We start from the raw sequence: 26,448 nt of genomic DNA, 5'->3' as shown, positions 1-26,448 counted from the left end.
AATCGCTTCACGCGACATGCTTGCATCGGCCAAATCGCGCCATCTACGCACGTCTTTTCCCAAAGTAGCTGTCATGAAAACGCCACTTAACTCGCAAATTTTGCGATCAACCTCGAAATTGCTGTCTTCAGCGACGATCGCAGTTGCACTGACTGCGTTGCTTGCAAATGGACTTGCTATCAATTCGCAGGCCATCGGTGCTGAGAACCAGCTTCGATCGCGGCAGTCATCCCCTTCGGTGGAACAGTCGCGAGTGATGTGGCAATCCAAGCAAGCGGCCGACCCGATGCCGAAGCGCCGATCGTTGGTGGCCCAAGCAGCTCAAGGCAATGTGATCGACGAGATGCCGTCCCAACCACTGGTGGACAGCCAAGTTCGCCAGACTGGGTTTTACAACGGTGGTTGCAGCAGTTGTGGGCCGGTTTGTGACTGTGGCGAGGTGAGTTGCGGAGTCGAGCCGGGATACGGTTACGAAGTGGGCTGTGGTGCCGAGTATGGCGAGCCCGGTTGCGGGGTGGAAGCGTGTTCGAGTTGCCATGGCGAACCGGTCTGCGGGATGGAAGCGATGGGTTATCAAGACGCCAGTTGCGGGATGGAATCGATCGGCGGGGCCTATTGTGATAGCTGTGGTGGCGGTGGTTGCGATTCTTGCTGTGGCGTGCAAACGTACCCGTTGTTCTTGCCGCTATTGCGAGTCAATTGGTGTCGCTTTGACTTTTTTGCCGGCGTCCAAGGATTCAATGGCCCCATGAATTTTGCCAATGTCGATGGCGGCAATGGGCCCGCCCGAGCCGGATCGGGAAGTTTCGGCTTCTACGAAGGCTTTAACGAAGGCCGTTCACTCAAACCACTCTTTGGCTGGGACATGTCGGCGCAGTTGGGCGTGCGAGCGACCCAAAGCAATCTTTCGGGTGCTGGTTTCAGCGACGAGCAACGTGATCAGGTCTTCATTACCGCCGGATTGTTCCGCCGCGTCGATTACGGTCTGCAGTACGGACTCGTGTTCGATTACCTTCGTGACGATTGGTTTTATCAAGCGGACTTAACGCAGCTACGCGGCGAACTGAGCTGGAAAGAACATGGCTGTCACGTCTACGGTTTTCAATTCATGACCAGCCAAAGCGATGACACCTCCACGACCTCGGTTCGCGATGCCACGGGGGCGACCTTTTCATCGAGCATCTCGATGGAATCGACCGATCAATACCGATTGTTCTATCGCCGTCTGCTTCACAATTCAGGATCGTGGGAAGCGTTCGCAGGCTGGACCGATCGCGATGACGGGCTGCTCGGTGCCAGCATGACGTTGCCGCTGCGTCAAAAGTTGGCACTCTCCGCCGGAGCCACTTACCTGATTCCTAACGAAGGCACAAACAGCATCGGCTATCAGGAAGAATCGTGGAACATCGGCCTCGGCTTGGTTTACCGTCCTGGCGGATCCTTGGGAGCCGGCCGCTACAGTCGTCCGATGTTTGATGTCGCAGACAACGGTACCTTTATGGTCGATCGCAAATAGCGATCGATCCCCACACACAGCGGCTTGAACCGGCGGTGCGGTTCAAGCTGGTTGGGGTGATGCATGTGGACCGGACGTCGTCTCTGCGGATCCCGTTTTACTCGGTCAAATACCCGGCCAACGTCTTCTTGGGCACGGGCAGTTTTAGGAGCGGGGCAAACGTCGCGGTGTTCTCGTCAACGTCAGCGAAAAGTTCTGCGAGAGTGGCTTGATCGCTATCGGTCAAACGCTCATAGCCGCTAATGAATTCATCTTTTTCGCACCAGTGATCGTCGCTACAGGATGGCAGCAGCGACGCCAACGCGACACAGGCTCCACCGCGTGCGGCGTTCCCTTGGCCGAGTAGATGTTCGAGTTGGGTATGCTCGGCGATCAAGGTTACAAAGTCTTCGGGTAAACTCCAGCGTTTGGCTAGCAACGCCGCGGCGTCGGCATGATCCCAGCCGAACATCTCTTGTTCGAGTCCGCTCAATCTTCGCCCTTCGGCGGCACGTCGTTCCACCAACGCTTGGTATTGTTGAGGCAATTCCTTCAATAGCAATGGAATGGCCATGTCTTGTAGCAGTGCCCCGGCGAATAGGTCTTCCGCATTTTCGACCTTCAATGACCGCCCCAATCTTCGTGCCAAAATTGCGCGGCGAAGCGAATCTTGCCAAAGCGATTTGAGGTCAAAAGGACCAAACTTGGGATTGGGAATGACGCTGAATACCGCATTCCAAAGAGCAAAGTTTGTGATCGCACGGCTTCCCACGAGTGTCAGCGCTTGCTGCACGCTCATGATCTCGCGACTGAAGCCAAAGTACGATGAGTTGACAAACTTCAGAACTTGGCCCATGAGTCCGGGGTCCGCTTCGATCGGCTTGGTGAATTCCGCTGGCCCAACATCACTCCGTTGCGAAAGCTGCAATAGGGCAATCGCACTGTGAGGAAGTGCAGGCAGCACCTCAGAGTGGAAAACATCTTCGAGAGCGGTTGTGTTGATGACAGTCGACATAATTCTTAGGGGGGCTGGATTTTTTCAGTTGGCTGGGGCGTAAGGTTTCTCGCCTGGGGGGCCAGGTTGTGGCGGACAGCTTGATTCGCCTCTAAAACCTATGTCAGGAAATGCGGGGGGGAGCTAACGATTTTGGTTGCCTCGCCATTGGCAATCGCCCCTTGGCCCTACAACCGTTAAACCCATTGCATGCGTTCGCACCGGCGTTGGCACATGGATTGGCACAGGGATTGGCTTCATCGGCTCGCTCGCCGCGACGTTCCCTCCGCAGTCTCCATTCGGAATGCCTCCGCAGTCTCCATTCGGAATGATGGAGTGCCCAAGCAACCGAGGTTGTTTTTTGGCAACGTTGGGCGGTTTAAACGCATCAACCCGCGCCGCCAAACCACGCTGGGTCTAACGCGGTAAATGGTTGGTATGAAACAACTTGCAGTCAAAACACTCGCGTGCGATCACGGCTTGGTTCAACTTGTGCGAAATAGCTCATCCACCTATGAGCAAACTTGGACTAAATACAAACGATGTTCGCCTGCTGAAGCATTGGCTGTGGGTCAATGTGAAGTGTGTTGCGATGTTGATGGCATTCATCGCGGTGATGCGTTACTCGCCTGACGTTCCTGCACACTCGCTTGAATCGGTGACGTTCGCCGCAAGGCCGACGCAGGGGGAGGGGCAGTCCCGTTCCGAGAGAATGGTCTTGGCCGCTTCACCGCCGGCATCGGCGATCGAGGGTAGGCGTCCAAATCCGATTCCGCCGACCGGTTGGCGGAGAACCAATCGGGGTTGGGAGCATACCGCGACTTGGCCTTCGTCCAGCTCGCTGAGTCAGCAGAATTCGATCAGCGAGTTGATTGCGATTCAAGAGTCGCGTGAGCCAAAGTGGCTACAGTCACTGCTTGGCCGGGTCAGCCGCATTCCGCCATTGATGATTGCGGTGCTTCAGATCACCATCATTGCGTTGATCTTGACGATGGCCCAATCCCGCGTTCGCGTTTAGAGCACGGGTTCGCGTTTAGAGGGAGGGCGCCTTGTTGATCGTCGCCACTTTCTTGCTTTCGGCAAAGACCTTGGCGCTGACGTGCTTGGCATCGCCGTTGGCCGTGACAACGTAACCACCGGAACTCGGCACGGTCGCTTCAAACCCCAAAATCGCTTCGGGATCGAAAGCCGGGTCGGAGGCGGGGACTCCGTTGTACAACAGCATCATGTCGCCATCGGCCAAACGAATGAGCGATTCGCTAACGATATTCGCTTCCGATTTTGCACTCGAATCGGTCACGGGGGGCTGTTTCGCGTTGATGAATTCGGCGAACTGCCCCACGTTCTCGGGAGCCGCCCCGTTTTGCTCTTGGAAGAGGCGGTACTGGGACGCGAGTTCGACGAGACAGGCGCGCCGTGTTCGAATCTCTTGGGCGGCCGAATCGTCGCTACAGCCACCGAGGATAAAACCAACCAATGTCGTCAGCAAGCAAAGGATGACCGCCGAACGACGAGCCCGCAATGGACACCTCGCCGCCATGCTGCGCTCGGCAATGTCGTTAGCGAGGTCGATGAACACGGGCTCGTTTTCGGGCGTGGCCGTGTGCAGAGTCAGTTCGCGACTAAGGTTCGTTGTTTGCATCAAATGGAAATCCAAAGCAGGAGGGACCCAGAGCGCGTTCGCCGCTGACATTGCAAAAAAATGGCTCAGGCCAGACCGACTGACCCGAGCCCATTGAGATGGACGCTACGACTTCAACAGAATACCGATCGCCGCGAGGTAGCGTTCGATCGTCTCCGCATCGGTTTGTTCCCACTTGGCTGACTTGTGGCGTAGTACCGAGAGCTTGAGTGCCTCAATCGCATCGGCCAAATCGTCCGGCAATTCGGGTAGCCCGGCAAACGGTTGGCTAATCGATTGTGGCACCTCCGAATCGGCGTTGGCTTCCACACTGGCTTCGGCCGCAGGTGGATTGGATTTGGAGGCGTCGAGGGCCGAAAATTCTTCTTCGTCGCCGAAGTCCGGGCCTTCGTGACGCGGGCCTGTCGCGACATCATCGCTGCCGTTTTCATCAAAGTCTTTGGTGCGACCGCCCCCTTGGGCCGGCAGCACGACGTCTTCGTCGGTGTCGACTTCGACAATCTGGCTGCTGGTGGGACGTTGGGACTCGACCGCACCGGTCGCTTCCCAACGCTTTTCACGCATTTGCGAAACGCTCCACGATTCCTGTACAGCCCCTTCAAGCCATAGCGGTGCATCGTCCCAGTCGAGTGCCGCTAGAAAGTGGCTCCAGTAAAGCTGGTGGAATGTGGCGTACGTCGATCCGAATCGATCAAAGACGCGTCTTAAACGGCCCACATGGGGCGCCGTCACGCCACCGACGCGACGTGCCCAGGCTTCGTCGGAGTACTCCGTCGAGGGAGCTCCCGAATCGATCAGCGCCAGACGCCATTGGTGAATGATTTCACCTTTCTCCCAATTCGTCGTGCTGATCAGGGTGTTCCATTGACCCACAAACGGTTGTGCTAATTCGGCCAATCGTGGATCGTCGTCTTCCCAAGCCTGTTTTGCTTCGACGATATCTTGGTTGTCAACATCGGCTTCACTCTCGATCGCATTGTCATCCTCGTAGACCGCTTCAGGCTCGGACGAGGGGACCGGCTCCTCATTGGCATCGACGTCTTCGTAGTTTTCGTTTTCGGTTTGGTAGCTATTTTCCGATTCGTAAACTTCGCTTCCCTGAGATTCGGTCCCATGGGATTCGGGTTCTGGGGAATCGCTTCCAGAAACTTCCACCGCTTCGTTATCCGTTTGAAAGGGAACGTTGTAAGTATCTTCGGGGGTCATCGGCATCCGTCGCGTGAAGGAGGGTGATCAGTGCATCGAGGCTTCAGGCCCAAACGGGGGCATGAACGCCAAAAAGAGGGCGGCAAAACTCGTCTTGCCACGGCACACCTACGCTAACCAACCATGCAGCCGCAATGAAGCCACTTGAGTGAATTTCGGTGATACCCCCGCAAAACACACGTTAGTCGTTGCGATTGCAAAGGCAATGCGCTGTGGAAAAAGTGTCACGAACTCTCCGTCGGGATGCTTCGTTCGGAATATAACGCGTTCGGAAGCCTTCGGGCTGACGAAGTTTCCGCAATCGATAACAACGTACCACCCCAAGTGGGCGTCCTGTGACCGCCATGTTCGGTTCACCACTGCGAGGGCAATCCAAGTCACCTCATCTCACCTTGCGACGCCGAGTTGAAAGGGCGAGCAAGCGGCCGCTCGCACGGTGCGTGTTGGCGATATGGACCGAACTGCGCCGAGCCTCGCTGAGTTTCGCTGGGGCGCGCTGGGTCGTGCCGCAGCGGACGGGGAGAAGCCGCGTGATCTACCGCGTCGTGCGCTCGACAGCGATAATCGACGGTGCGGTTTACGCGTCGATCAACCGGCACACGATGAACTGGCACACGATATGCCCCGTTGTGACCAAAATGCCCCACTGTGAGCCCGTTTGGATCAAATCGTCCTAACCTCAACCTCCGAGTGACTTGGTCGCCTGGGGGCCGAGTGACGCGCTCGCCCGGGGGTTACGCTCCCACGCGACCCTTCTCTGATCAAGGAATCAAACCGACATGACCACCATCCAAGCCTATGCTGCTCGCCGTGCGGGTGGGCCGTTTGAGCCCTTTGAATATGAGGCCGGTCCGCTCGGCGCCGATGACCTCGAAATTGCGGTTGAATCCTGTGGGATTTGCCACAGCGACCTTTCCATGTGGGACAACGACTGGAAGCTTACCGAGTACCCGTTCGTCGGAGGGCATGAGGTGGTCGGTCGCGTGTCCGCGATTGGCGATCATGCGCAGGGCCATCAAGTCGGTGATCGAGTCGGCTTGGGATGGACGTGTCGCAGTTGCATGCACTGTGACCATTGTCTCGCGGGGGACCATAATCTATGCCTGTCGGCGCAAGGGACGATCACGCATCAACACGGTGGATTCGCGGACAAAGTGCGCTGTCACTGGGGCTGGGCGACCAAGCTTCCCGACGGAATCGAAGTCGCTTCGGCCGGTCCATTGTTCTGTGGCGGATTAACGGTTTTCAATCCGTTGGTGCAATTTGATGTCGCTCCTACCGCCCGAGTCGGCGTTGTCGGTATCGGGGGGTTGGGGCATTTGGCGTTGATGTTTTTAAAAGCATGGGGATGCGAAGTCACCGCGATTTCTCGCACACGCGCCAAAGAATCTGAGGCACGCGAGCTCGGGGCCCATCATTTTGTCGCGACCAGCGAGAGTGACGCCTTGGCGAAACAGGCCGCTAAGTTCGACTTCATTCTCAATACCACCGATGCTGAACTGCCCTGGGACGCCTACCTCGCTGCCCTCGCGCCACGAGGAACGCTGCACACCGTCGGGGCTGCTCCCAAAATCGAAGCGACCGTCTTCCCCATGTTGGCGGCTCAGAAATCGTTCTCAGCGTCGCCCACCGGCAGCATCGTCACGACGCACAAGATGCTCGAATTTGCGGCCCGCCATCAGATCGCGCCGATGACCGAAACCTTTCCGATGAGTCAGATCAACGACGCCTTTGAAAAACTCCGCAATGGCTCGCCTCGCTATCGATTGGTGTTGACGCGTTGACATCGCTGCGGTCTCTCGACGCACGGAGCGTCGATCACGTAGAGTAGGGATCGATCCCCATCGTGTGGATCCGGTTGATACTCTCGATCTCATCCATTTTCCAATCGACACGAAAAGCGAAACACTCGATGACGAAACTATTTGAACCCTTGCATCTGAAAGAGGTCACGCTGCGCAATCGGACGGCTGTTTCACCGATGTGCCAATATTCATCCGAGGACGGCTTTCCCAGTGATTGGCATCTCGTGCACCTCGGATCTCGCGCCATCGGAGGCGCCGGCTTGGTGATGGTCGAGGCCACTGCGGTGTCGCCCGAAGGACGGATTAGCCCGGCCGACAGCGGCATTTACACCGACGGTCACGTCGAACCGTTTGCCAAAATCGCTCGCTTTTTAAAAGCACACGGCGCGGTGGCTGGAATTCAATTGGCTCATGCCGGTCGCAAAGCGAGCGCAAGCAAACCCTGGGAAGGGGACAGACACCTAGCGAATGACGAGGGAGGCTGGGACACGATCGCGCCGTCGCCGATCGCGTTTGGTGCGAAGCTTACCAAGTTGCCGCAGGCGATGGATTTGGACGACATTCGTAGGGTCCAGACCGATTTCGTTCGCGCCGCCGAACGGGCCCTGGCAGCTGAGTTTAACTATCTTGAAGTCCATTTCGCGCATGGATACTTGGCACACGAATTTTACTCGCCATTGTCCAATAAGCGGAATGATTCCTATGGCGGCAGTTTTGAGAACCGCATCCGATTTATGTTGGAAACATTTACCGCGGTGCGAGAAGTGTGGCCAGAACGTCTGCCGTTGACAGTTCGACTTTCGGTAACCGATTGGCTCGATGGGGGCGTCACGATTGAAGAGTCGATCGAATTGATTCGGAAATTGAAAGCCGCCGGCCTGGACCTGCTCGACGTCAGTCATGGATTTGTGACTCCCGACATCGACAGTGTTCCCTGGGGCCCAGGGTTCATGATTCCCATCGCGGGGCGAATCCGCAACGAAGCCGATCTTCCGACCACGACGAGTTGGTCGATTACCGAGCCACAGCAAGCCGAACAGGCCTTGCAAACGAACCAGGTCGACATGGTCATGCTGGGCCGCGAGTTCCTGCGGGATCCGTACTGGCCTTATCGCGCCGCTGAGGCACTCGGCGCGGAGGTCGCAACCGAGATCCTGCCGGTGCAATACGCGCGTGCGGTGAACTAAAATCGTCGTCATCACGATGAGGCAGGCAGTGGATCCACTCGCAACCGACGGGCTCGCCCTCGGGGGGGGGGGGGAGCGAGTTTTGAAGTTGCTTGTATTTCACCACCCGACGCGCAAGCGATGGAATATCGATATTGATTCGGTCCCTCGCTTACGCGTGGGGTTATGATTTCCTCGTTAAAACGTCAATATTGCAACTTCACAATCACGCTGCGGGGTGTCGAAAATGGATCTCCGAAGCGGCAGAAGGGGTTATAATGGCGATTCCCGCCACCCAAGCGTCTCCCCACGCTCGCATCGCTACTGCCCTCCCCCACCCACACGTCAGCTCACTCATGCCATCCCCGCACCGGTACGAAGGTTCAATGTTGCTCTTCCGATTCGGTTTTAGCTCGTTGCGCCATCCTCTCCGTCGTCGGTCGCTTGTTGCCATCACGCTCGTCCTGCTCGGTTCGATGTCGCCGGTAAACGCTGCAGAGGACGCCACAGCGAAACAAGTTGACAAGTCGAGCGAAGCGAAACTCAGTAGCGAAGCGGTGACCTTTTTCGAATCCAAGGTCCGCCCTTTACTGATCCAGCATTGCTACGAGTGTCATTCCCACGAGGCCGATGCGAAGGAAGGAGAACTGTACCTCGATTCGCGTGAGGGCTTAAGGATCGGAGGGACCCGGGGTGCGGCGATCACGCCAACGGATCTTTCCAAGAGTGTGCTGCTGCAGGCGGTGGAATATTCGGATTCCGATATGCAAATGCCGCCGGAGGGCAAGTTGGATGACGCGGCGATCGCAACCCTGCGGCAATGGATTGAGATGGGAGCCCCCGATCCTCGCGTGATCGATCCTGACGCACTCACCGCTGGGGCGGCGAAGGTGTCTCCGATGGATATCGATCCAAAATCGCATTGGGCGTTTGTCGCTCCGCAATCGCCACCTGGGCCACAGCAGCTTGACCCTCGCTCGCACGATGTGATCGATGACTTTGCCGCTTCCAAGGCGAGTGAGCGAGGCGTCCGTTTGTCGGAACCCTCCGGCCGAGACACCTTGATCCGCCGACTTTATTTCGATCTAACCGGATTGCCGCCGAGCGAGTCTCAGATCGAACGGTTTGTCACGTCTTCGCGGCCCGATGCCTACGTGCGTATCGTCGATTCGTTGCTAGCGTCACCAGAATACGCTGAGCGATTTGCGAGACATTGGTTGGACGTGGCACGCTATGCCGACACCGTGGGCTATGCGCTCGGAGGCAAGGAGCGTCGTTTAAAAGGTAGCGACCGTTATCGCGATTGGACGATCCGGGCCTTTGCTACGGACATGCCGTACCACGAGATGATCTTGCACCAATTGGCGGGAGATCGCACGGATCCTGACAATCAAGCGGGTAATCTCGACGCGATGGGTTTCTTGACGGTGGGACGTCGCTATCTAAATCGTCTCGATACGCTCGACGATCGCATCGATGTGATCACGCGTGGACTCGTCGGATTGACGGTCTCGTGTGCCCGATGTCACGACCACAAGTTCGACCCGATTCCCACCTCCGATTACTATTCGATGTTTGGGATTTTGACCAGCAGTGCGCATCGTGAAGAGGGCGCTAGTCCGTTGATGATGGCGGACATTGAAAAGCCACACGATCACCACATCTTGGTTCGCGGCCAACAGGGAAATCGAGGCCCGATTGCAACGCGTCAATATTTCACGGCCTTGAGAGGACCGGACGATTCACCGTTTAGAGATGGTAGTGGTCGCTTGGAATTGGCAAACAAGATTGCCTCGCCTGAGAATCCGCTCACCTCACGCGTGCTCGTTAACCGACTTTGGGGGCATTTGATTGGCAAACCGTTGGTCGATTCGACGAGCGATTTCGGAGTGCGGACACCCTCGCCCGCGGTGGTTGAAGTCCTCGATGAGTTGGCCGTCGATTTCGCTAAGCATCAAAGCATCAAGAAAACAGTTCGCCGCATCGTGCTGTCGCGAATCTATCGCCAATCGGCTCAAGCTAGCGAGCAAAGCATCGAGCTCGATCCCGATAACGAACTGTTAGCGCGAGCCAATCGCCGACGTCGTGATTTTGAATCGCTACGTGATTCGTTGTTGCTCGTCTCGGGATCGTTAGAGCGAACGATTGGCGGCGAACCGGTTGAGATCACGGCGTCGGAACCGACCGCACGGCGGACGATCTACGCGATGATTGATCGTCAAAATCTGCCTGCGGTTTTTCGCACCTTCGATTTCGCCAGCCCCGATGCTCATTCACCCCACCGCTACTTTACGACGGTCCCGCAACAATCGCTGTACCTGCTCAATGGATCGCAAACCCTTGAATTGGCCAGACGGGTCGCGCGCGAAGTTCGCGACGCGGTGGGCCAAACGAACGACGCGGAACGCCACTCGGCGTTGGCGACGGAATTGGTTCAGCGGGTATTTTCGCGCCAACCCACCGCGGCCGAGCGAGAGGCGTTTGTCACCTTTTTACAGCGTGAAATCACGGCGTATGAGCCGCCCATCAACCCCGCCGAGCAGTGGAGCTACGGCACCACGACGCTGGATTCGAAGCGGCGTGTGGGCGAGTTCGTCCCGTTCACCGTGTTCAAAGACAATCGCTGGCAAGCCGCCGATACGATCCCCCTTGCCGGTCCACTGGGCTATGCATCGCTGTTGAAGGATCGCGGGCACTCGATGCGTCAGAGCGATGGTGGATTGGTTCGCCGATGGACCTCTCCCGTCTCGGGTAACGTCACGATCACGGGCAGGTTGTCGCATTCCGAAGCCCGAGGCGACGGAGTTCAAGCCGATGTGTGGTGTGGTCCCAAGCAAATTTTTAGCGAGGTGGGACACAACGAAAAACGTGACTTCGGCCCGCTCACGAGCAGGATCGAAAAGGGACAAACGATCGATTTTGTGGTCAATGGTAGAGCTTCGGATGCCTTTGACAGCTTCGTTTGGCGAGCGAACATCCGCATCGTTACGGACGATGGCCAGCGGATTGAAACCGATTCGTCCAAGGATTTTCAAGGTCCTCAAAACCGCGAGACTGTGAGGCCGCTCGATCAACTGGAACAACTCGCTCAGGTGCTATTGATGAGCAACGAGTTCGCGTTTGTGGACTAAATGCTTTGCCAGGATGCACTCGGGAAACTAGCGAAAACGCCGAGGGAGTCAGCCCTTTTGGCTGTCCGCGGTCGCCACGATCTCGTTGATTTGAGCCGCGATTTCCGCTGGCAATCGCGTGGCCGCACAGGTTTCGCGAATCTGCTCGGGACGCCGTGCTCCGACGAGTGCGGCGGTGACCCCGGGCTGCGAAACTGCCCAACCGATCGCCAATTGGGCAACCGTGCGCTTGACTTGTTTACCGAGCGTTTCTAAGCGATCCACGATCGCGTGTGCCCGCTGGCGCGCGGCGCCTTGAAAGACGGGGTAGTTCGCGCGACTGTCGCCGGGAGCAAACGTGTGCTCCCGAGTGATTTTGCCCGCCAGCAAGCCTTTCATCAATGTCCAAAATACGTAGACATCGCCTCCCTCGGAATGAGATTCGGGGATTAATTCAGCGAGCGAATCTTGCTGCAATAGATTCAGCGGACACTCGATCGCCGCACCACGAGCCACCGACGCAAATTGAGCGAACTGCGATGGCGTGACGTTGCTGACGCCGGTTCGTTGACAGAGCCCTCGTCGCTGTAACGCCACGATCGCTTCGGCGGACGTTTCGATTGCGATTTGCGGATCGGGCGAGTGCAGCATCAAGACATCGAACGAATCGATTCCGAGCCGGCGCAGCGAAAGCTCGGCATCGGCGGTGAGAGTCTTGGCAGAGCCATCGACGACTCGTTCTCGTTTCGGCGTCCACCGCTGGCCGACTTTGCCGATCACCACAAAACGGTCGCGATCGTGGGCGAGAAAGGGTTTGAGAATTTTGTCACTCTCGCCGTCATAACCGTAGCTAAACGCGGTATCAAACGCCGTGATTCCCAAATCAATTGCCGTCGCGATGGTCGCTTGGGCTTCCGCTTGCGTGACGCCGAGCGTGGTCACGCCGGCGATCGGCCAAAGCCCCAATACAATCGGTTGTTGCTCGCTCGTTTTTTGCTCACTCATATGGCCATTGTGGCGGGAAAGGCAGGTGACGAGAAGGCTTGGTCTACGAAAAAAGGGCGTGAAGGATTTCTCCCTCACGCCCTCGTTTGACACTGCTAGCGGACTCCGACGCGGTGTTCCGGACTAAAAACGATGAACCGGAGCCGCTGGGCCAACCTTCATTTCTTCACTTACAGGTTGATCACCACGCCTAGGTCGATGCCTTGAACCCACAGGCTCGAGTCATCAAATTTGAATGCACGACCACCAAACGGGCCAGCGGTAGCGTTGGTCGATCCATCGAACAAGGGATCGACGGCGTCACCGGCCAGAGCCACATTGTCAAAGTACAGGAACGAGTAGCCAACGCTCAGCGAAACATTCGGACGGAAGCGGTAGCCAAGCTTGAAGTTCGCTTCGGGAATGAAGGAGAACACGTCACGCTCGTAGGAGCCTTGGTTATCCAGAGCCAAAGCACCACCCGACAATACCGGTGGGTTGCTTCCGACAGGTCCGAATTGTGACGAGCCAGCGATGTTCGCGGTTTGGTGCATGTTACCCAAGTGCACCTTGGTCAACGAACGGGCGGTCCAACGGCCACGAGTCGCACTCATTTCGAAGCCCACTTGGCCTCCGTTGAAACGGTTTTCCATGGCGAACGAGTCATTGAAGCTGGTCACGTCACCGGTGTTGCGGTTCAAGCTGATGCTGCTCATTCGCAAGGTGTCTTCGATGTCAAAGTGAGTGTATCCACCGATCAACTCAATCTTGCTGTTGCGGTTACCGCCTAGGTTAATGCGAGCGTAACCTTCGGCACCCCACAGGTCCAAAGAGCTTTCCGCTGCGATCGCTCCGGAGAAGTCCGCACCCCCGACGTTGTCAGCCGCGATGAAGATTGCATCGTTGCTGCCGGTGCCGGTATTAAAGAACGGGCGTCCAATGCTACGGTCGCTGCCGTCGCTTTCGGCGAAGAAGGAATCTTGGTTTTCGGCAAGAATCCAGAAACGTCCACCGAGACCAAAGTTTTTGGTGAAGTACTTACCGAAGTCGCTGCGGATACCGCCCGACAATTCGCCTTGGATATCATCGCCAAAGACGGTCGTCGAGTCGGGCCCAAAGGGGGCGTCGCCTGGTGCTGCGGTGGAGATCAACGCGGGCATATCGCGATCGGGGGCGAACCACAACAACGCTTCGGTTTGAGCCCACGTGTTGCTATTGCAACCGAACATGGACGAAAGTCCGAGTCGGCGAAGGGCGCCAAGGCGTCCACATTTGCCACCACAGCTGCCGCCGCAACCGGCTTCACAACCGCCGTTGCTTTTCACCCCGCGGCGGGCTTGCAGCGGACCACCACAGCTGCCGCCACAATTGCTATCGCATCCAGGTTGATGGCGGCGATTTTGCAAATTACGCAAACGATGACCGTCGAGGAACGCCACCGGTTGTAGCTCGTCGAATCCGACCGCCGAGTAGCCGGGGGCCGCTTCTTCGTATTGTGCTTCGTCATATTGCGACTCGTCGCTTGGGTAAGATTGCGAGGACGCGTCGGAGTCGGCATGCGATACCGTATCGACTCCACTGACCTGTTGTTGGTAAGTGATTTCGTCGGCAAAATAGGCGTCTTCATCGTAGCCTGGAAGATCACCAACACTCGAAGCACCCTGTTGAGCAAAGCTCACATTTGAGGCTGACAGCAACAAGGCTGTGAGGGCCAAGCCTCTCAAATTCGTTTTCATAGGAAATCTCGTAACAGTCCGGGAACACTGGTTGACTGGTATAAGACAATCGACTCGTTCCACCGCTATATGCAGATCGATAGGAACACCAAGCAAACTTGCTCCAGCTTGCCTAGCTTGCTGCGTAAAGCATGCAAACTTTACCTAGCGTCTCTGGATTACCCGTTAGAATGAATGTTTCACGCGAGATGACGCTGTGAAGCGGCCGTTACGTTACTCCTGACATCAAAAAAACTCGCAAAGAATTTCCAATGTCTGCTCAAAATACCCGCTCGGAGCGTCCCAATCCGGATACAACGACTTCGCCGGGGCAAGACCTCCCTCAGCCAACCGGTGAGCGGGGTGACGAGTTGGGTTTAGGTCAGGGTGTTCAAGGAGAGGAAATGGAAGGCAAACAAGGAGGTGAGGCGATGGAGAACGAAGTTGCGGAGGAAAAACTTGCGGAGGACGCATTGGCTGGGGAATTGCTTGATAGCGTTCCTGGGCCGCCGCCTGATCCGTCTCCTGCGACTAGTCAGCGTCACATCGGTGGGACCCACAAGGCGTTGTCACCGTATTCAAGGCAAGGGGTCAGCCCGCGGATGATTCGGTGGCGACGTAAGTTAGCCCAAATCAATGCACTCGAACCGATGTTGAAGGCCGAGGACGACCTTTCGCTACGTAAACGTTCCTTGGCGCTGCGTTACCGCGCGATGGCCGGAGAGAAACTCTCCACGCTGCTGCCTGAAGGCTATGCGTTGGTCCGTGAAGCGGGACGCCGTGCCCTGTCGATGCGTCACTATGACGTGCAAATCATCGGTGGCATCTCGTTATTCGAGGGCTGTGTTGCCGAAATGCAAACCGGGGAAGGCAAAACGCTGACCGCCTCGCTGCCGCTCTACCTGCACTCCTTGACCGGCAAAGGAGCCCACTTGGCCACGGTCAACGATTACTTGGCAAAACGGGATGCCGAGTGGATGCGGCCGCTGTTTGAACGACTCGGGGTGACCGTCGGCATCATTCAAACTCAAGATGACCAAAAATCACGCCGCGAATCGTACGGTTGCTCGGTGACCTACGGGACGGCCAAGGAGTTTGGCTTCGACTTTCTGCGTGACCGGTTGCTTTTGCGCGCCCAGAACCGCTTACAAACCGAGATGCTTGGCGACGGCGGCGGCGGTTTTTCTGGCGGCGGCGACCAGATTGTCATGCGCGGCATGCATTTCTGTTTGGTCGATGAAGCCGATAGCATTCTGATCGATGAAGCCCGTACCCCGCTGATTATCGGCAGTCTCGAAGACACCGTTCGAGACCAAATTATCGAAACGTATGGATGGGCCGCCGAGCACGCTCCCGAGTTTGAATTGGATGAACATTACGAGATCGATGATGACACCAAACAGTACGAATTGACCGCCCGTGGTCGACAACGGGTCCGCGCGCTGCCGAAAAGCGATCTGGTCCGCACGATGGGACTGGTCGACCTTTACGAATACATCGAGCGCGCGGTGAAGGTCCATCGCGAGTTCCTTTTGGAACGCCAATACGTGGTCAAACCCAACGAAAAAGGGGTCGATGAAATCGTGATTGTCGACGAGTTCACCGGGCGACTCGCCGAGGGACGCAAGTGGCGCGACGGGATTCATCAAGCGATTGAAGCCAAAGAAAAGATCGAAATCAGCGTGCCGACTGGACAAGCCGCTCGCATCACCGTTCAAGACCTGTTTTTGCGTTACCCGCATTTGGCTGGAATGACCGGGACGGCGGCGACGAGCGCCCGCGAATTGCGGCGAATCTATCGTACCCCAGTCATTCCGGTGCCCACCAACCGGCCGCCCAAACGTAAACGCCTTGCCGATCGCGTGTTTGGCACCATGTTGGCAAAGTTTGAAGCGGTCGTCCAAGAGGTCCAAGAGGTGCATGCCGAGGGACGCCCCGTCTTGATCGGCACGCGATCGATCGACAAAAGCTTGATCGTTTCCCGACTGTTGAACGAATTAGGCATCGAGCACAAAGTGCTCAATGCGAACAATGTTGAAATGGAAGCCGAGATCGTTTCCGCAGCGGGTGAGCGGGGCAAAGTCACTGTCGCTACGAACATGGCGGGACGTGGTACGGATATCAAATTGGCCGACGCGATCGAAGCGATGGGCGGAATGCACGTCATCTGTACCGAACTTCATGACGCAGCCCGAATCGACCGCCAATTGATCGGCCGTTGTGGGCGACAAGGGGATGAGGGCTCGTATCGCCAATACCTTTCGCTTGACGATGACATCCTCAAAGGCGGACTGGGCCCCAGCCGCGCTGAGAAGTTAAAGGCAAAAGGGGCTGCGAACCCCGGTGCGATGGATAGCTACGCAAAACTGTTCGGAAAAGCCCAGCGAAAAGTCGAACGCAAGCATTTCCGAGATCGGATGGTGCTGATGCATCACGAGAAGGAACGCAAGAAAATGCAGCGTGAAATCGGCCAGGATCCTTATTTGGATACGCCGGATTAGGCTTGGATCGACCCGTTTAGGGTGCGGACCGACGTCACGGTTCCCTCGCCGGCTTGGTTGCGCCCGCGGCAGCGTGGATGCGTCTACGGCAGATTGCGGTGTGCCCGCGACAGAACTCGGTGTGCCCGCGGCAGAGCTCGGTGCGCGTTCGGTTCACGCTCGCTCCGCCTCGATCACGTCGCTAAACCCCCTGCAGCGTCAATTTTTCGAAATCTCTGCCTATCGGTGTTGACAGCGTACTTCTGCAAGGACTATTCCCAACGCAAACCAGGAGACTCTTGGCGGCAATCACAGGAGGTGATTTGCAATCAAATCAACATCACGTTGTTTTGGCGGCCCGTTTAGAGGATCTCGGAATGCTTAGAAGACCTGTGAAGTTGATTCACAGGCGGTCGTGCTGGGACCACCGGCAACAAAACCATGTGTTTATTCATGTGAGATGTTTTGTTGTGCAGGCAATCTTAACGCAACCGGTATTATTGAAGTCTCACCGCGAAGAAGGAGAGTCGCGTTGAACCGCCTCTTAAACGCAAATGGCCTCGTAATGGCACGCCGTCCTCTCGTGGGACAACGACCCCCGATAGGTTTATTCACCTATGCGGTCGGTCTTGGCATCCTCTATTCCTTGGCATCGTCGACCGACCTGTCGGCGCAACTGCCACTGCCGCCTGGTGCAAAAGTACCAGCAGCCAGCAACGTCGCCACGTCTGAGGCTCAGAGTGTCGCGACCGACCAATTGATTAAACACGTTCGAGCGGCGATGAACCGCAAGGACTACCGCAACGCGGTGGAGTTGTTCCGGCACTCGGCTGCTTCGGTCGTGCGTTCACCTCAAATGGCTCCTCAAGTCGAACAACTCCGTGCGGAACTGGTTTCAGCCGGTTTTGATCGTGACTTGTTGTCGATGCCACCCACCGGCCCCCTTCCAAGTCTGACTCTGGCCCCCGCGGCGGATTCAACGAGCCCACTTGGACCAGGTGCTACCCCACCCATCCAACGTTTGCCGAGCGTCGCAAAAGCGGAGCCGATTGGCGGCCCTGCAGACATTGCGGCACGCAAGCAAGAGGCCCTACGGCTGATCGCCATTGGACGTGCATCACTCGATCGCGGCGAAACATCGACCGCACTGACGCTGGCCCGCCAGGCTCAAGCGCTCAATGTGCCCGAACGTGAATTCAGCGCGGGAGAACCCCGTGTGTGGCAACTGCTATTGGATGCCGAATCCTCGGCACGCAAGAGCGGCATTGCCTTGACCAGCGGGACCTCACCCATCGACAACGCGTCGGGAGTGAAGCAAGCCGATGGCTCCGCGGGTGATATCGACTCCGGGGCGGTAGCTCAAATGTTGTTTAACGGCGACGGCGCTCCTAACGCAGGCAACTCATTCGTGGGGGACAACCCCGCGGGCGGCATTGCCCAAGTGCAGAACTTGGAAGCCTTGCCAGGCGATGCGAACGATGCCAACAAAGTCTATCAAGAAGGCTTGGACTTACTCATCAGCGGCGACCAAGCGGGCGCTCGAGAAAAGTTCTTGGAAGCTTGGAAGCACGAATCGACGCTTGATCTGGAAACACGTCGCCAACTCAAAGACAAGTTGACGCTACTGCAATCCAATCGAATTGGCGGAATGACGGCGGCGAAAGAGGCCGGTGCTCCGTTGACTCCAATCGAACGAGCACAACTTGAAAACCAAGAAAAAACACGTCGCTTATACCGTGAAGTGACCTCCGAGTTGGCCAAAGCAAATGAATCCAAGACGACCGCACCGATGGATGCCTTGGATCAACTTGACCGCTTGAAGCGTCGCGTCGAAACGTCCGACTTGGATGAATCTGGAAAACGATCGTTGACCTTGATGGTCGATCGTGCTCTTCAGGATCAACGGCAATACGTTGACGCCAATCGCGCCAAGATCGAGATGGAAATTCAAAACGAAACCATTCGTACCACGATGGCGACCGAGTCGCAGCGTGAAGCGGCTGTCGATGACGAAATCGCTAACCTTGTGCAAGAGTTCAATCAACTGATTGAATCGCGACGCTTCAACGAGGCTGAAGTGGTTGCCAAACAGGTTTCGGAATTGAAGCCCGGTTCGCCGATCGCGATCACGATGTTCCATAACGCTCGCATGCAAGTTCGCGGTTTGATGAACCAAGAGATTCGCGACGCCAAGGAAGACGCCTTTGTCACCAACATGCTTGATGTCGAGCGAGCGTCCATTGGCATCGACCCCGAACGCAACTTTGCTCTCCCCGAAGCACGGATCTGGGAAGATCTGTCGCGACGCCGCTTGGCGGGGAAAGGGGCTGACGAGCGATTGAGTGCTCGTGAACAAGAAATCAAACGTTCGTTGTCAACCGATGTGAACGTCAAGTATCGTAACCGTCCGCTACACGAGGTGCTCGAAGACCTCGCCGCCGTCACCGGCGTGCCGATTGTCATGGACAGCCGTTCGTTGTCGGCCGTGCGTGTGACGCCTGATACTCCCGTGAACTTGAGTCTGCAAAAGAGCATTCCGCTCAAGAGTGCGTTGAGCTTGATTCTGGCTAACTTGGAATTGACGTATGTCATCGAGAACGACGTACTCAATATCACTAGCATCGAAGCCAAACGAAGCAAGGTTTTCCCAAGGACCTACCGCGTGACCGACTTGGTCACTCCGATCCCGAACTTTACGAGCAGCTACGAAGATGGCTTGGCCGGGGCATTGCGTGCCGCTTACCAAATGTCGAGCCCGCAAAGTGATGTGCAAATCATGCCCGTTTCGCCAACCGATTTGGGACGCGGAATGGCTGCCACGATGTCGCCATCGCAAATGGCACCGAACATGCTGGGGCAATTTGCACCGGGAGGTTCCCAAGGTGGCTTCGGCCCCGGCAATTCATCCGCCCCAAGCGGTGCTCGTGGGGGCAGCTCGTTTGCTGACTTCGATTCGCTGATGCGTTTGATTGAAACCACCGTGGTGCCTGATACCTGGGAAGCCCTGGGGGGACCGAGCACGATGGCGGAGTACCGCCAAAACTTGAGCTTGGTTATCAGCACGACCAGCGATGTGCATGACCAAATCTCGGATCTGTTGACGACCCTTCGCCGTCTCCAAAACCTGCAAATCACGATTGAAGTTCGCTTCATCACGCTCTCCGATACGTTCTTTGAGCAGATTGGTGTCGACTTTGATGTCCAGTTCAAAAATAGCGTCAGCGAGATTCCTCAGGGCAATTCGGGGCCTGCGGTCACGATCGGTTTCGATGGGATCACTGGAGCTCCGACCCCTGACTTGGACATCCGCTTTGACAACAACAGCTTTGGGATTGCCCCACCATTCAGTGCTCCTGACCCGGGTGCGATCTCGACGATTGGCTTTGCGATCCTGAGCGACATCGAGGCGTTCTTCTTCTTGCAAGCCGCACAGGGCGATACTCGTAACAATGTGATGCAAGCTCCGAAGGTCACCCTCTTCGACGGCCAAATCGCGACGATCAGCGACGTCTCACAACGACCGTTCGTGACCAGTATCACACCGGTGGTCGGTGACTTTGCGGTCGCACAGCAACCGGTCATCGTCGTGCTTAACGAAGGGACTCAGTTGAACGTGCAAGGGATCGTCAGCGATGACAAACGATTTGTACGTCTGACGCTGGTACCGTTCTTTAGCCAAATCGGCAACGTCGATACCTTCACCTTCGAAGGCCGACGCTCAACCAGCAGCAGCAGCAAGACGACCAAGGATACCAACGGCGACGGTAAGATTGACTCCGATGACGAGACCGATGAGGATGATTCGTCAGACGTCGTCGAAGGTACGACGGTTCAGTTGCCAACGTTCGCGTTCACTCAGGTCAGCACGACGGTGAGCGTTCCCGATGGTGGTACGATCCTGCTCGGTGGGATCAAACGATTGGCCGAAGGCCGAAGCGAACGTGGCGTGCCATTCCTCAGCAAGATTCCTTACGTCAGCCGACTGTTCCGCAACGTTTCGACGGGTCGGGATGCACGAAGCTTGATGTTGATGGTGACCCCACGGATCATCATCCAAGAGGAAGAAGAGATCGCCCAAACCGGATTCGACCCGAACCGATAGTTCGGTCACAAATCCTTAGCGAACCTCGCTCATTGAAACGCCACCGCTTGATCGCGGTGGCGTTTTTTTTGTTTTCACGCAGCGTGACGAAGTGGGGCGGCAAGTTTGATACGGGGGAGTCCGATCCGCGAAGCGAGTCGAATCGAACTCGCCATCACCACAAGCCTCTACTCGCTTAATGTCTCGACAATCATGGCCAACGCGGCGCTGACCATCGGCGTGCTCATGCTCGGTAAACGATCCGAATCACGCGCCGCCTGGGCCGGCGAGAGCGGCAAGTGAATGAAGACACTTCGCGTCTTCATGGCAAACGAATGCGAAAAATGTTGGCTTAAATACAGGGCGGCGTTGCACAAATAAGTTCCCGCATGATGCGAAACTTCGCAGGGGATCCCCGACTCAATCAACCGGTCGCGGCAGCGTTCGAGCGGCAGCGAGGATTGGTAAGCCGCGGGAGCATCTTTCAGTAGCGGCGTCCCATCACCGCGAACATTCAATCCGATCGACTCGAGCTTGATCAGGGGAATGCCCGGAGCTTGGCCAAGATGGATTGCCAAGTCGTAGTCGTCTTGCAAATCCTTTTTCAATTGGCCGCTCATCAGCGCTAAATCGACGGGATAGCGTCGCGTGGTCAAATCGGCATGACCATCGTACCACTGAGTCAGTTCGATCAGCGCTAACCAACTCGAATTTTCGGTCCAACGTTCGTAGGGCTCGAATGCCGTCAGCAGTACACGGGTCACAAGTTCATTCCAAGGTGATATCGCTTTGATTGGAAACGCAGTCGCCCCTAAGCATAGGTCACCTCTAAAGAGAGTAGGCAAAAATCTTGCGGTGTTTACGACGGCGCGACCACGAAGCCCAAAAAGTCGTGTTCGCCGATGATGCGGATAGCTCCTCCGCCGGCTTGGAGATCGCGCGCCACCTCTTCCTTCACGCTGATCGAACGCTCCACGTGCGTGGTCTTCCGATCGGTTTTGCCGACGACGAGTAGATTGGTTTTTGCGGTCACGGTGGACTGGCAAGTTCCGCCTAGGCGCTTGGCCAGCGACTCGGCATCTTCGCGACTAAGATGTTCAAATTTCCCAGTGAAAACGACGGTTTTTCCTGCCAAGGGGCGGATGAATTCGGCGCGGACGAACAAACGCTGCAGGTCCATCGACGGAGCTTGGCTCGCGCCGTTCGGATCGCGTCCTGGCGTGCCCAGCGCGGAATCAATGGCCACCGAATCAGGACGCCGCTGGGCATTTCCTTGTCGCGATAGGGTGGGCAGCCGAGCGGGCCCCCCGTGCGACGAAGCGGCGGCCCGATGCGGGTTCGGTTTTCGGAAATGAGATTTCGCTGGACCTCGCTTGCCCCATCCGCCAGCCACCCCGCGTGAAAGTTTGACCGATTGCTCAAGCTCTTCGAGCGTGGCAACCCCCGCTTGGATCCCCGCCGCCAAGAGGATCTGAGCGCAGACCCGAGAATCTTCCAACGCATCGTGATGGTGAAAACGAAGGCCCAGCCAATCGGCGAGCGGTTTGAGTCCGAAGCGAGGCCGCTCGGGCCAAACTTGCCGAGCAATCGCTCGGGTGCATGTGTACTGGATATCAGGGATGGGAATCTGATGCGTATGCAAACAACCCATCAAAACCCCCATGTCGAAGCTCGCGTTGTGCGCGACGAGGCATTCCGGCTCGGCTCCAGGGCGATCGCTAGAATGAATTCGGAGGAATTTGGCTACCTCGGGCCACCGTTCGCCAAAGTCCGGTTGATCACGGACTTGTTCGGGGGAAATGCCATGGATCTGAATATTGGCGGGACTGAACAAAAACGGCTTGGGACGAATCAACCAAACCTTCGAATCAACCACGACGCCATCGCGAACCACTACCCCGGCAAGTTGACATGCGCTATCGGAACGGTGGGTCGCCGTTTCAAAATCAATGGCGGTGAAATTTGCGGCAAAGTTCATTCGAACCCCGTTTCCATAGCTTCAAGGAGAGCGATTCAACATCTTCCCCATGTCAAAATCGGTCGAATCAGTCCACCACCGCCACCCTTGGTTTTGCTTCCAAGCGGCATTCTCCGATGGGTGGTTCTTTACCGATTGGACATGTTTTTTGATTGTTCCTAGGGAGGAGTCTCTTCATTCTAGGCGGTTGCACCGGTGGGGGAAATTCCCCCTGAGCCTCCTGCGGCGGAGCGGAAATGTGCCTTCAAAAAGCCACTTCCCCAATGTGAGTCTCCGGCCGGATTCACTTCCTGGTATCGCACACCGGTGGCCATGCTCGTTCTCGGACACCGAGTTGCCATTGAACGGAACGATGTTCCGCTCCATTTGACGGCCTCGTTCCCTGTTTCCGAAGCGGCAAAAACGGGTGAAATGTTGATCGGATGTGAGGGACGTCGTTGTTTGAATCACAGCGGTGCTGAGATTTCTCTAGGAGATCCAAGCTGATCAACACGCATTGTTTCGGGTACGATGGTCGCGACGGAAGCGATCGAACTTGGAAAGTGTGATGGAATCAAAAGCAGCCGGATCCGAACAGCCGAAGTCGACCGACTTCGCTGCGGTTGATCTACGCGAACTGCTGCGCAGCGAATTTAAGCTGCGTTCCTTTCGACGCGGCCAACGGGCCGTGATTGAGCGATTGCTTCAAGGCCGGAATGTTGCTGCGGTCTTTCCAACCGGGGGAGGCAAGAGTCTTTGCTACCAATTGCCGAGCTTGCTTTTTTCCGGCATTACCGTGGTGGTCTCGCCGCTGATTGCGTTGATGAAAGACCAATGCGACTCGCTGCGGGCCCGTGGGATTGCCGCGGTGCGACTCGATTCGAGCATGTCGCCTGGGGAGTTCCGCGATGCGATGCGAAGCATCCGCGAGGGGCGATGCAAGTTGATCTATGTTGCTCCGGAACGTTTCTTTAATGAACGTTTTGTCTCGTCGCTGGCGTCGCTCGAAATTGCCTTGCTGGCCATTGACGAGGCTCATTGCATTAGCCAGTGGGGGCACAATTTTCGTCCCGACTATTTAAAGCTTGCCGAGATCGCTCAGCGTTTTTCCGCCCAACGAGTGCTCACTTTAACGGCGACCGCCACTCCCGCGGTACTTGCCGATATACGAAAGGCATTTGGGATCGCGAAAAAGGATGCGATTCGCACTCCCTTTTACCGACCCAATCTGCACCTCCGCAGCATCGTTCTAAGCGCCGAGGAACAATACCCGCACCTGCTATCTCAGTTGACGTCTCGCCCCCAAGGTTCGACGCTTATTTACGTCACCACACAACGCGCCGCTGAAGAGATCGCAGCGAGATTGAGCGACGATGGCATTGCCGCAAACGCCTATCACGCGGGTCTTGAAATGGACCAGCGTATGGAAGTCCAGCAGGCTTTTCTCAAGTCCCGCCGAGGAGTGGTCGTTGCCACCATCGCCTTCGGGATGGGAATCGACAAAGCAAACATCCGCTATGTCTATCATTTCAATCCCCCAAAATCGCTGGAGGCGTACGCTCAAGAAATTGGCCGTGCCGGAAGAGATCGAAAGGAATCGGTTTGTGAACTCATCATGGTACCGGAGGACCGGGTGGTGCTCGACAATTTCACTTACGGCGACACCCCTACACGCCAAGGGGTGCTTCAATTGATCGAGCTATTGCGCGGCAATCGCGGGGAGTTCCATGTCTCGCATTACCGCTTGTCGTCGGAGTCGGACGTTCGTATGCCGGTTGTTCGTACCTTGCTAACCTACCTGGAATTGGATGGCTATTTGCTTGCCACTTCGGCTCGCTATGAGAAGTACAAGATTCAACCGCTTGTTAGTTTGCAATCGATTTTGAAACGGGTTGATGGCGAGCAGCGTGAGTTTATTGCCGCAGTTCTATCGCACTTGACCAAGGGGCGGACGCGGTTCCTATTGAACGTGACGTTGGCTGCGAATCGCTTAAATTGCGAACGGAAAACGATTGTTAAAGCGGTCGAGTTCATGGCCGAACAAGGTTGGTTAGATGTCGATGTCAGTGACCTAACGCACGGTTATCGATGGATCAAAGAGGTCAAAAACCTGCGTAGGTTAGCGGGCAAATTGACCGACCGGATGCTCCGCCGTGAAGCCGCCGAAGTGCAACGTCTCGACGCTGTCCTGCGGTTAGCTGAAGCACGCTCGTGCCAAGCCGAGACATTGTCTGCGCACTTCGGAGAGACATTGCCGAGTGTCTGTGGCCATTGTAGTTTTTGTCGTGGCGAGGGACCGTTTGAGATCCCCGTTCCTCCTCCGCGGTCACTCGGCGATTCGGCCACCGGAATCATTCAAGAGATGGTCCACAAGTATCCCCAGCGCATGGTCACGGCACGCCAACGAGCGAGGTTTTTGTGCGGTTTGTCGACGCCAGCCATGTTTCGATCGCGAATGACACGTGAACCGCACTTCGGCGTTTGTCGGGAAATGCCCTTCCAGGATGTCTTGAATGAAGTCGGCGGAGAACCCGATTAGGCCCCAGTTAGGCCCCAGTTAGGCCCAGTTAGGCCCCGGCTAGGAACGGGATGCGGCAACCAGTTGCGTCTGGATGCTCGCCGCGATGGCGCAGGCGTCGATCGGTTCGTTGAGCTGCAATGAGCGAAGCTCGCGGAAAGATCGAAACCACGTCTCTTGCCGTCTTGCCATTTGCCGCGTGTGAGCTGCAATCTCTTGCTTCGTTGTTTCGAGATCGCCATGTTGGCTCAAGCACTCCAGCAATTCTCGATAGCCAACCGCTTGTGCCGCTGTCTTTGAAAACACGCCATATTGCTTGGTCAACGAGCGAACCTCATCGACAAACCCCCGCGCGAACATTTGTTCGACGCGGCGATTGATTCGCTCATGCAACACCTTGCGATCCCATCCCAGCCGAAACACGTTACACGAGGATGCATCACGCACCTCGTCGAACTGAAGTTGTCGGTGGCTGAGGGGTTGGCCTGTTTGGTAAGCGACTTCGAGCGCCCGGATCATCCGCCGCACGTCCCCCGGATCGATGCGGTGAGCGGCCAGCGGATCGACTTGTCGAAGCCGTTTTCGCAGCGCGTCGACTCCGAAACGCTCGACATCCTGTTGGACCGCGTGACGAAACGCTTCGTCGGCGGGGGGGCCCGGATCGAAGCCCCGTAACACCCCTTTTAGAAACATCGGTGTCCCGCCCACAAAGATGGCCGGTTTGCGTTCGGCTTCGAGTCGATCGACGATGGCATGCGCCGCTTTCAAATAGCAGACCACGCTAAATTCATCGTTCGGGTCGACAAGGTCAATCAAATGATGGGGGATTTGGGCGCAATCTTCGCGGGTCGGCTTTGCGCTGCCAATATCCATCCCTCGGTAAACCGCGATGGAATCGAGGGAAAGAATTTCGCCACCGATCAATCGAGCCAGTTCGATCGCCACGGCACTTTTGCCCGACGCGGTGGGACCGGTGATAATGATCGCGCGATCGACGAGCGGAGGGAACGTTTCCGGCTTTACATTGATCCGCTCAGTCATGGTGCGTGTGGCGGGTGCCCTCTTCTGGGTGCGTCGGAAATCGGAGCGCGTCCGAAGACCTGCGGAGTGTTTCACTTCGCATTGTAGGCGAAGCGTCCATGCGGCAACGAATCATGCGGAGTAACGGAACCCGTGGCACGCAAAAATGGAAGTCCCACCGGAGTTGGTTTTCCTGCAGAGGGGGGCGACGGGAGGTGCCCCGGAGAAGCGGCGAAAGTCTCGCTGACTTTCGCGACCCCCCGGAGATCTGCGGT

16 protein-coding genes are annotated in these 26,448 nt (G+C 56.6%); 8 read left to right on the top strand and 8 right to left on the bottom strand.

Annotated features, from left to right (window positions below):
* Positions 1–73: 73 nt before the first annotated feature.
* Complete coding sequence (locus Pla52o_RS14095; RefSeq protein WP_146595280.1) at positions 74–1,516, top strand: DUF6666 family protein; 1,443 nt, start codon at positions 74–76, stop codon at positions 1,514–1,516.
* A gap of 97 nt (positions 1,517–1,613) precedes the next feature.
* Here the strand turns inward: Pla52o_RS14095 and Pla52o_RS14090 are convergent, their stop codons facing one another.
* The gene (locus Pla52o_RS14090; protein WP_146595279.1) at positions 1,614–2,510 is read right to left on the bottom strand and encodes an HDOD domain-containing protein; all 897 of its coding nucleotides are present in this window, start codon (positions 2,508–2,510) and stop codon (positions 1,614–1,616) included.
* 493 nt (positions 2,511–3,003) lie between these two features.
* Between Pla52o_RS14090 and Pla52o_RS14085 the strand changes: the two genes are divergently transcribed.
* Positions 3,004–3,507 carry a hypothetical protein gene (locus Pla52o_RS14085; RefSeq protein WP_146595278.1) on the top strand — a complete coding sequence of 168 codons (504 nt, stop codon included), beginning with the start codon at positions 3,004–3,006 and terminating at the stop codon, positions 3,505–3,507.
* Positions 3,508–3,522: 15 nt separating this feature from the next.
* Here the strand turns inward: Pla52o_RS14085 and Pla52o_RS14080 are convergent, their stop codons facing one another.
* Positions 3,523–4,131, bottom strand: a complete 609-nt coding sequence (locus tag Pla52o_RS14080) for a hypothetical protein (RefSeq protein WP_146595277.1) — start codon at positions 4,129–4,131, stop codon at positions 3,523–3,525.
* A 105-nt stretch (positions 4,132–4,236) separates the two neighbouring features.
* Positions 4,237–5,343 (bottom strand): hypothetical protein, encoded by a 1,107-nt coding sequence (locus Pla52o_RS14075; RefSeq protein ID WP_146595276.1) that lies wholly within the window; start codon positions 5,341–5,343, stop codon positions 4,237–4,239.
* Between the two features lie 773 nt (positions 5,344–6,116).
* Between Pla52o_RS14075 and ahr the strand changes: the two genes are divergently transcribed.
* The 3 genes from ahr to Pla52o_RS14060 all read left to right on the top strand — a co-directional run bounded on the left by ahr (position 6,117) and on the right by Pla52o_RS14060 (position 11,439).
* Positions 6,117–7,121, top strand: coding sequence for an NADPH-dependent aldehyde reductase Ahr (gene ahr / locus Pla52o_RS14070; protein WP_146595275.1), 1,005 nt, complete (start codon positions 6,117–6,119; stop codon positions 7,119–7,121).
* A 128-nt stretch (positions 7,122–7,249) separates the two neighbouring features.
* Positions 7,250–8,329 carry an NADH:flavin oxidoreductase/NADH oxidase gene (locus Pla52o_RS14065; RefSeq protein ID WP_146595274.1) on the top strand — a complete coding sequence of 360 codons (1,080 nt, stop codon included), beginning with the start codon at positions 7,250–7,252 and terminating at the stop codon, positions 8,327–8,329.
* A 365-nt stretch (positions 8,330–8,694) separates the two neighbouring features.
* A complete protein-coding gene (locus Pla52o_RS14060) occupies positions 8,695–11,439 on the top strand; it encodes a PSD1 and planctomycete cytochrome C domain-containing protein (protein ID WP_231612332.1) in 2,745 nt (914 codons plus the stop codon).
* Between the two features lie 48 nt (positions 11,440–11,487).
* Here the strand turns inward: Pla52o_RS14060 and Pla52o_RS14055 are convergent, their stop codons facing one another.
* A complete protein-coding gene (locus tag Pla52o_RS14055; protein ID WP_146595273.1) occupies positions 11,488–12,423 on the bottom strand; it encodes an aldo/keto reductase in 936 nt (311 codons plus the stop codon).
* A gap of 170 nt (positions 12,424–12,593) precedes the next feature.
* Positions 12,594–14,138: a BBP7 family outer membrane beta-barrel protein gene (locus Pla52o_RS14050; protein ID WP_146595272.1), complete on the bottom strand. Its 1,545-nt coding sequence runs from the start codon at positions 14,136–14,138 to the stop codon at positions 12,594–12,596.
* A gap of 251 nt (positions 14,139–14,389) precedes the next feature.
* On the opposite strand from Pla52o_RS14050, the gene Pla52o_RS14045 reads away from it, so the two are divergent.
* On the top strand, positions 14,390–16,618 hold the full coding sequence (locus tag Pla52o_RS14045; RefSeq protein ID WP_231612331.1) for a preprotein translocase subunit SecA: 2,229 nt from the start codon (positions 14,390–14,392) through the stop codon (positions 16,616–16,618).
* A gap of 544 nt (positions 16,619–17,162) precedes the next feature.
* Positions 17,163–20,699: a type II secretion system protein GspD gene (locus Pla52o_RS14040; RefSeq protein WP_231612330.1), complete on the top strand. Its 3,537-nt coding sequence runs from the start codon at positions 17,163–17,165 to the stop codon at positions 20,697–20,699.
* A gap of 167 nt (positions 20,700–20,866) precedes the next feature.
* Here the strand turns inward: Pla52o_RS14040 and Pla52o_RS14035 are convergent, their stop codons facing one another.
* Positions 20,867–21,442: a pyroglutamyl-peptidase I gene (locus Pla52o_RS14035; RefSeq protein WP_146595271.1), complete on the bottom strand. Its 576-nt coding sequence runs from the start codon at positions 21,440–21,442 to the stop codon at positions 20,867–20,869.
* 95 nt (positions 21,443–21,537) lie between these two features.
* Complete coding sequence (locus tag Pla52o_RS14030) at positions 21,538–22,656, bottom strand: exonuclease domain-containing protein (RefSeq protein ID WP_146595270.1); 1,119 nt, start codon at positions 22,654–22,656, stop codon at positions 21,538–21,540.
* A gap of 547 nt (positions 22,657–23,203) precedes the next feature.
* On the opposite strand from Pla52o_RS14030, the gene Pla52o_RS14025 reads away from it, so the two are divergent.
* Positions 23,204–25,174 (top strand): RecQ family ATP-dependent DNA helicase, encoded by a 1,971-nt coding sequence (locus Pla52o_RS14025; RefSeq protein ID WP_146595269.1) that lies wholly within the window; start codon positions 23,204–23,206, stop codon positions 25,172–25,174.
* Between the two features lie 39 nt (positions 25,175–25,213).
* On the opposite strand, the gene miaA is transcribed toward Pla52o_RS14025, so the two are convergent.
* Positions 25,214–26,194, bottom strand: coding sequence for a tRNA (adenosine(37)-N6)-dimethylallyltransferase MiaA (gene miaA, locus Pla52o_RS14020; protein WP_146595268.1), 981 nt, complete (start codon positions 26,192–26,194; stop codon positions 25,214–25,216).
* Between the last annotated feature and the right edge of the window lie 254 nt (positions 26,195–26,448).

Source organism: Novipirellula galeiformis (genome assembly GCF_007860095.1).
Lineage (GTDB): Bacteria > Planctomycetota > Planctomycetia > Pirellulales > Pirellulaceae > Novipirellula > Novipirellula galeiformis.
This window is presented reverse-complemented; position numbering and strand designations above follow the sequence as displayed.

Coding starts and splice junctions, on each gene's coding strand:
- Pla52o_RS14095 (WP_146595280.1), top strand. CDS start 74: ATGAAAACGCCACTTAACTCGCAAATTTTGCGATCAACCTCGAAATTG.
- miaA (WP_146595268.1), bottom strand. CDS start 26,194: ATGACTGAGCGGATCAATGTAAAGCCGGAAACGTTCCCTCCGCTCGTC.
- Pla52o_RS14080 (WP_146595277.1), bottom strand. CDS start 4,131: ATGCAAACAACGAACCTTAGTCGCGAACTGACTCTGCACACGGCCACG.
- Pla52o_RS14065 (WP_146595274.1), top strand. CDS start 7,250: ATGACGAAACTATTTGAACCCTTGCATCTGAAAGAGGTCACGCTGCGC.
- Pla52o_RS14090 (WP_146595279.1), bottom strand. CDS start 2,510: ATGTCGACTGTCATCAACACAACCGCTCTCGAAGATGTTTTCCACTCT.
- Pla52o_RS14025 (WP_146595269.1), top strand. CDS start 23,204: ATGGAATCAAAAGCAGCCGGATCCGAACAGCCGAAGTCGACCGACTTC.
- Pla52o_RS14075 (WP_146595276.1), bottom strand. CDS start 5,343: ATGCCGATGACCCCCGAAGATACTTACAACGTTCCCTTTCAAACGGAT.
- Pla52o_RS14085 (WP_146595278.1), top strand. CDS start 3,004: ATGAGCAAACTTGGACTAAATACAAACGATGTTCGCCTGCTGAAGCAT.
- Pla52o_RS14045 (WP_231612331.1), top strand. CDS start 14,390: ATGTCTGCTCAAAATACCCGCTCGGAGCGTCCCAATCCGGATACAACG.
- ahr (WP_146595275.1), top strand. CDS start 6,117: ATGACCACCATCCAAGCCTATGCTGCTCGCCGTGCGGGTGGGCCGTTT.
- Pla52o_RS14040 (WP_231612330.1), top strand. CDS start 17,163: ATGGCACGCCGTCCTCTCGTGGGACAACGACCCCCGATAGGTTTATTC.
- Pla52o_RS14060 (WP_231612332.1), top strand. CDS start 8,695: ATGTTGCTCTTCCGATTCGGTTTTAGCTCGTTGCGCCATCCTCTCCGT.
- Pla52o_RS14050 (WP_146595272.1), bottom strand. CDS start 14,138: ATGAAAACGAATTTGAGAGGCTTGGCCCTCACAGCCTTGTTGCTGTCA.
- Pla52o_RS14030 (WP_146595270.1), bottom strand. CDS start 22,656: ATGAACTTTGCCGCAAATTTCACCGCCATTGATTTTGAAACGGCGACC.
- Pla52o_RS14055 (WP_146595273.1), bottom strand. CDS start 12,423: ATGAGTGAGCAAAAAACGAGCGAGCAACAACCGATTGTATTGGGGCTT.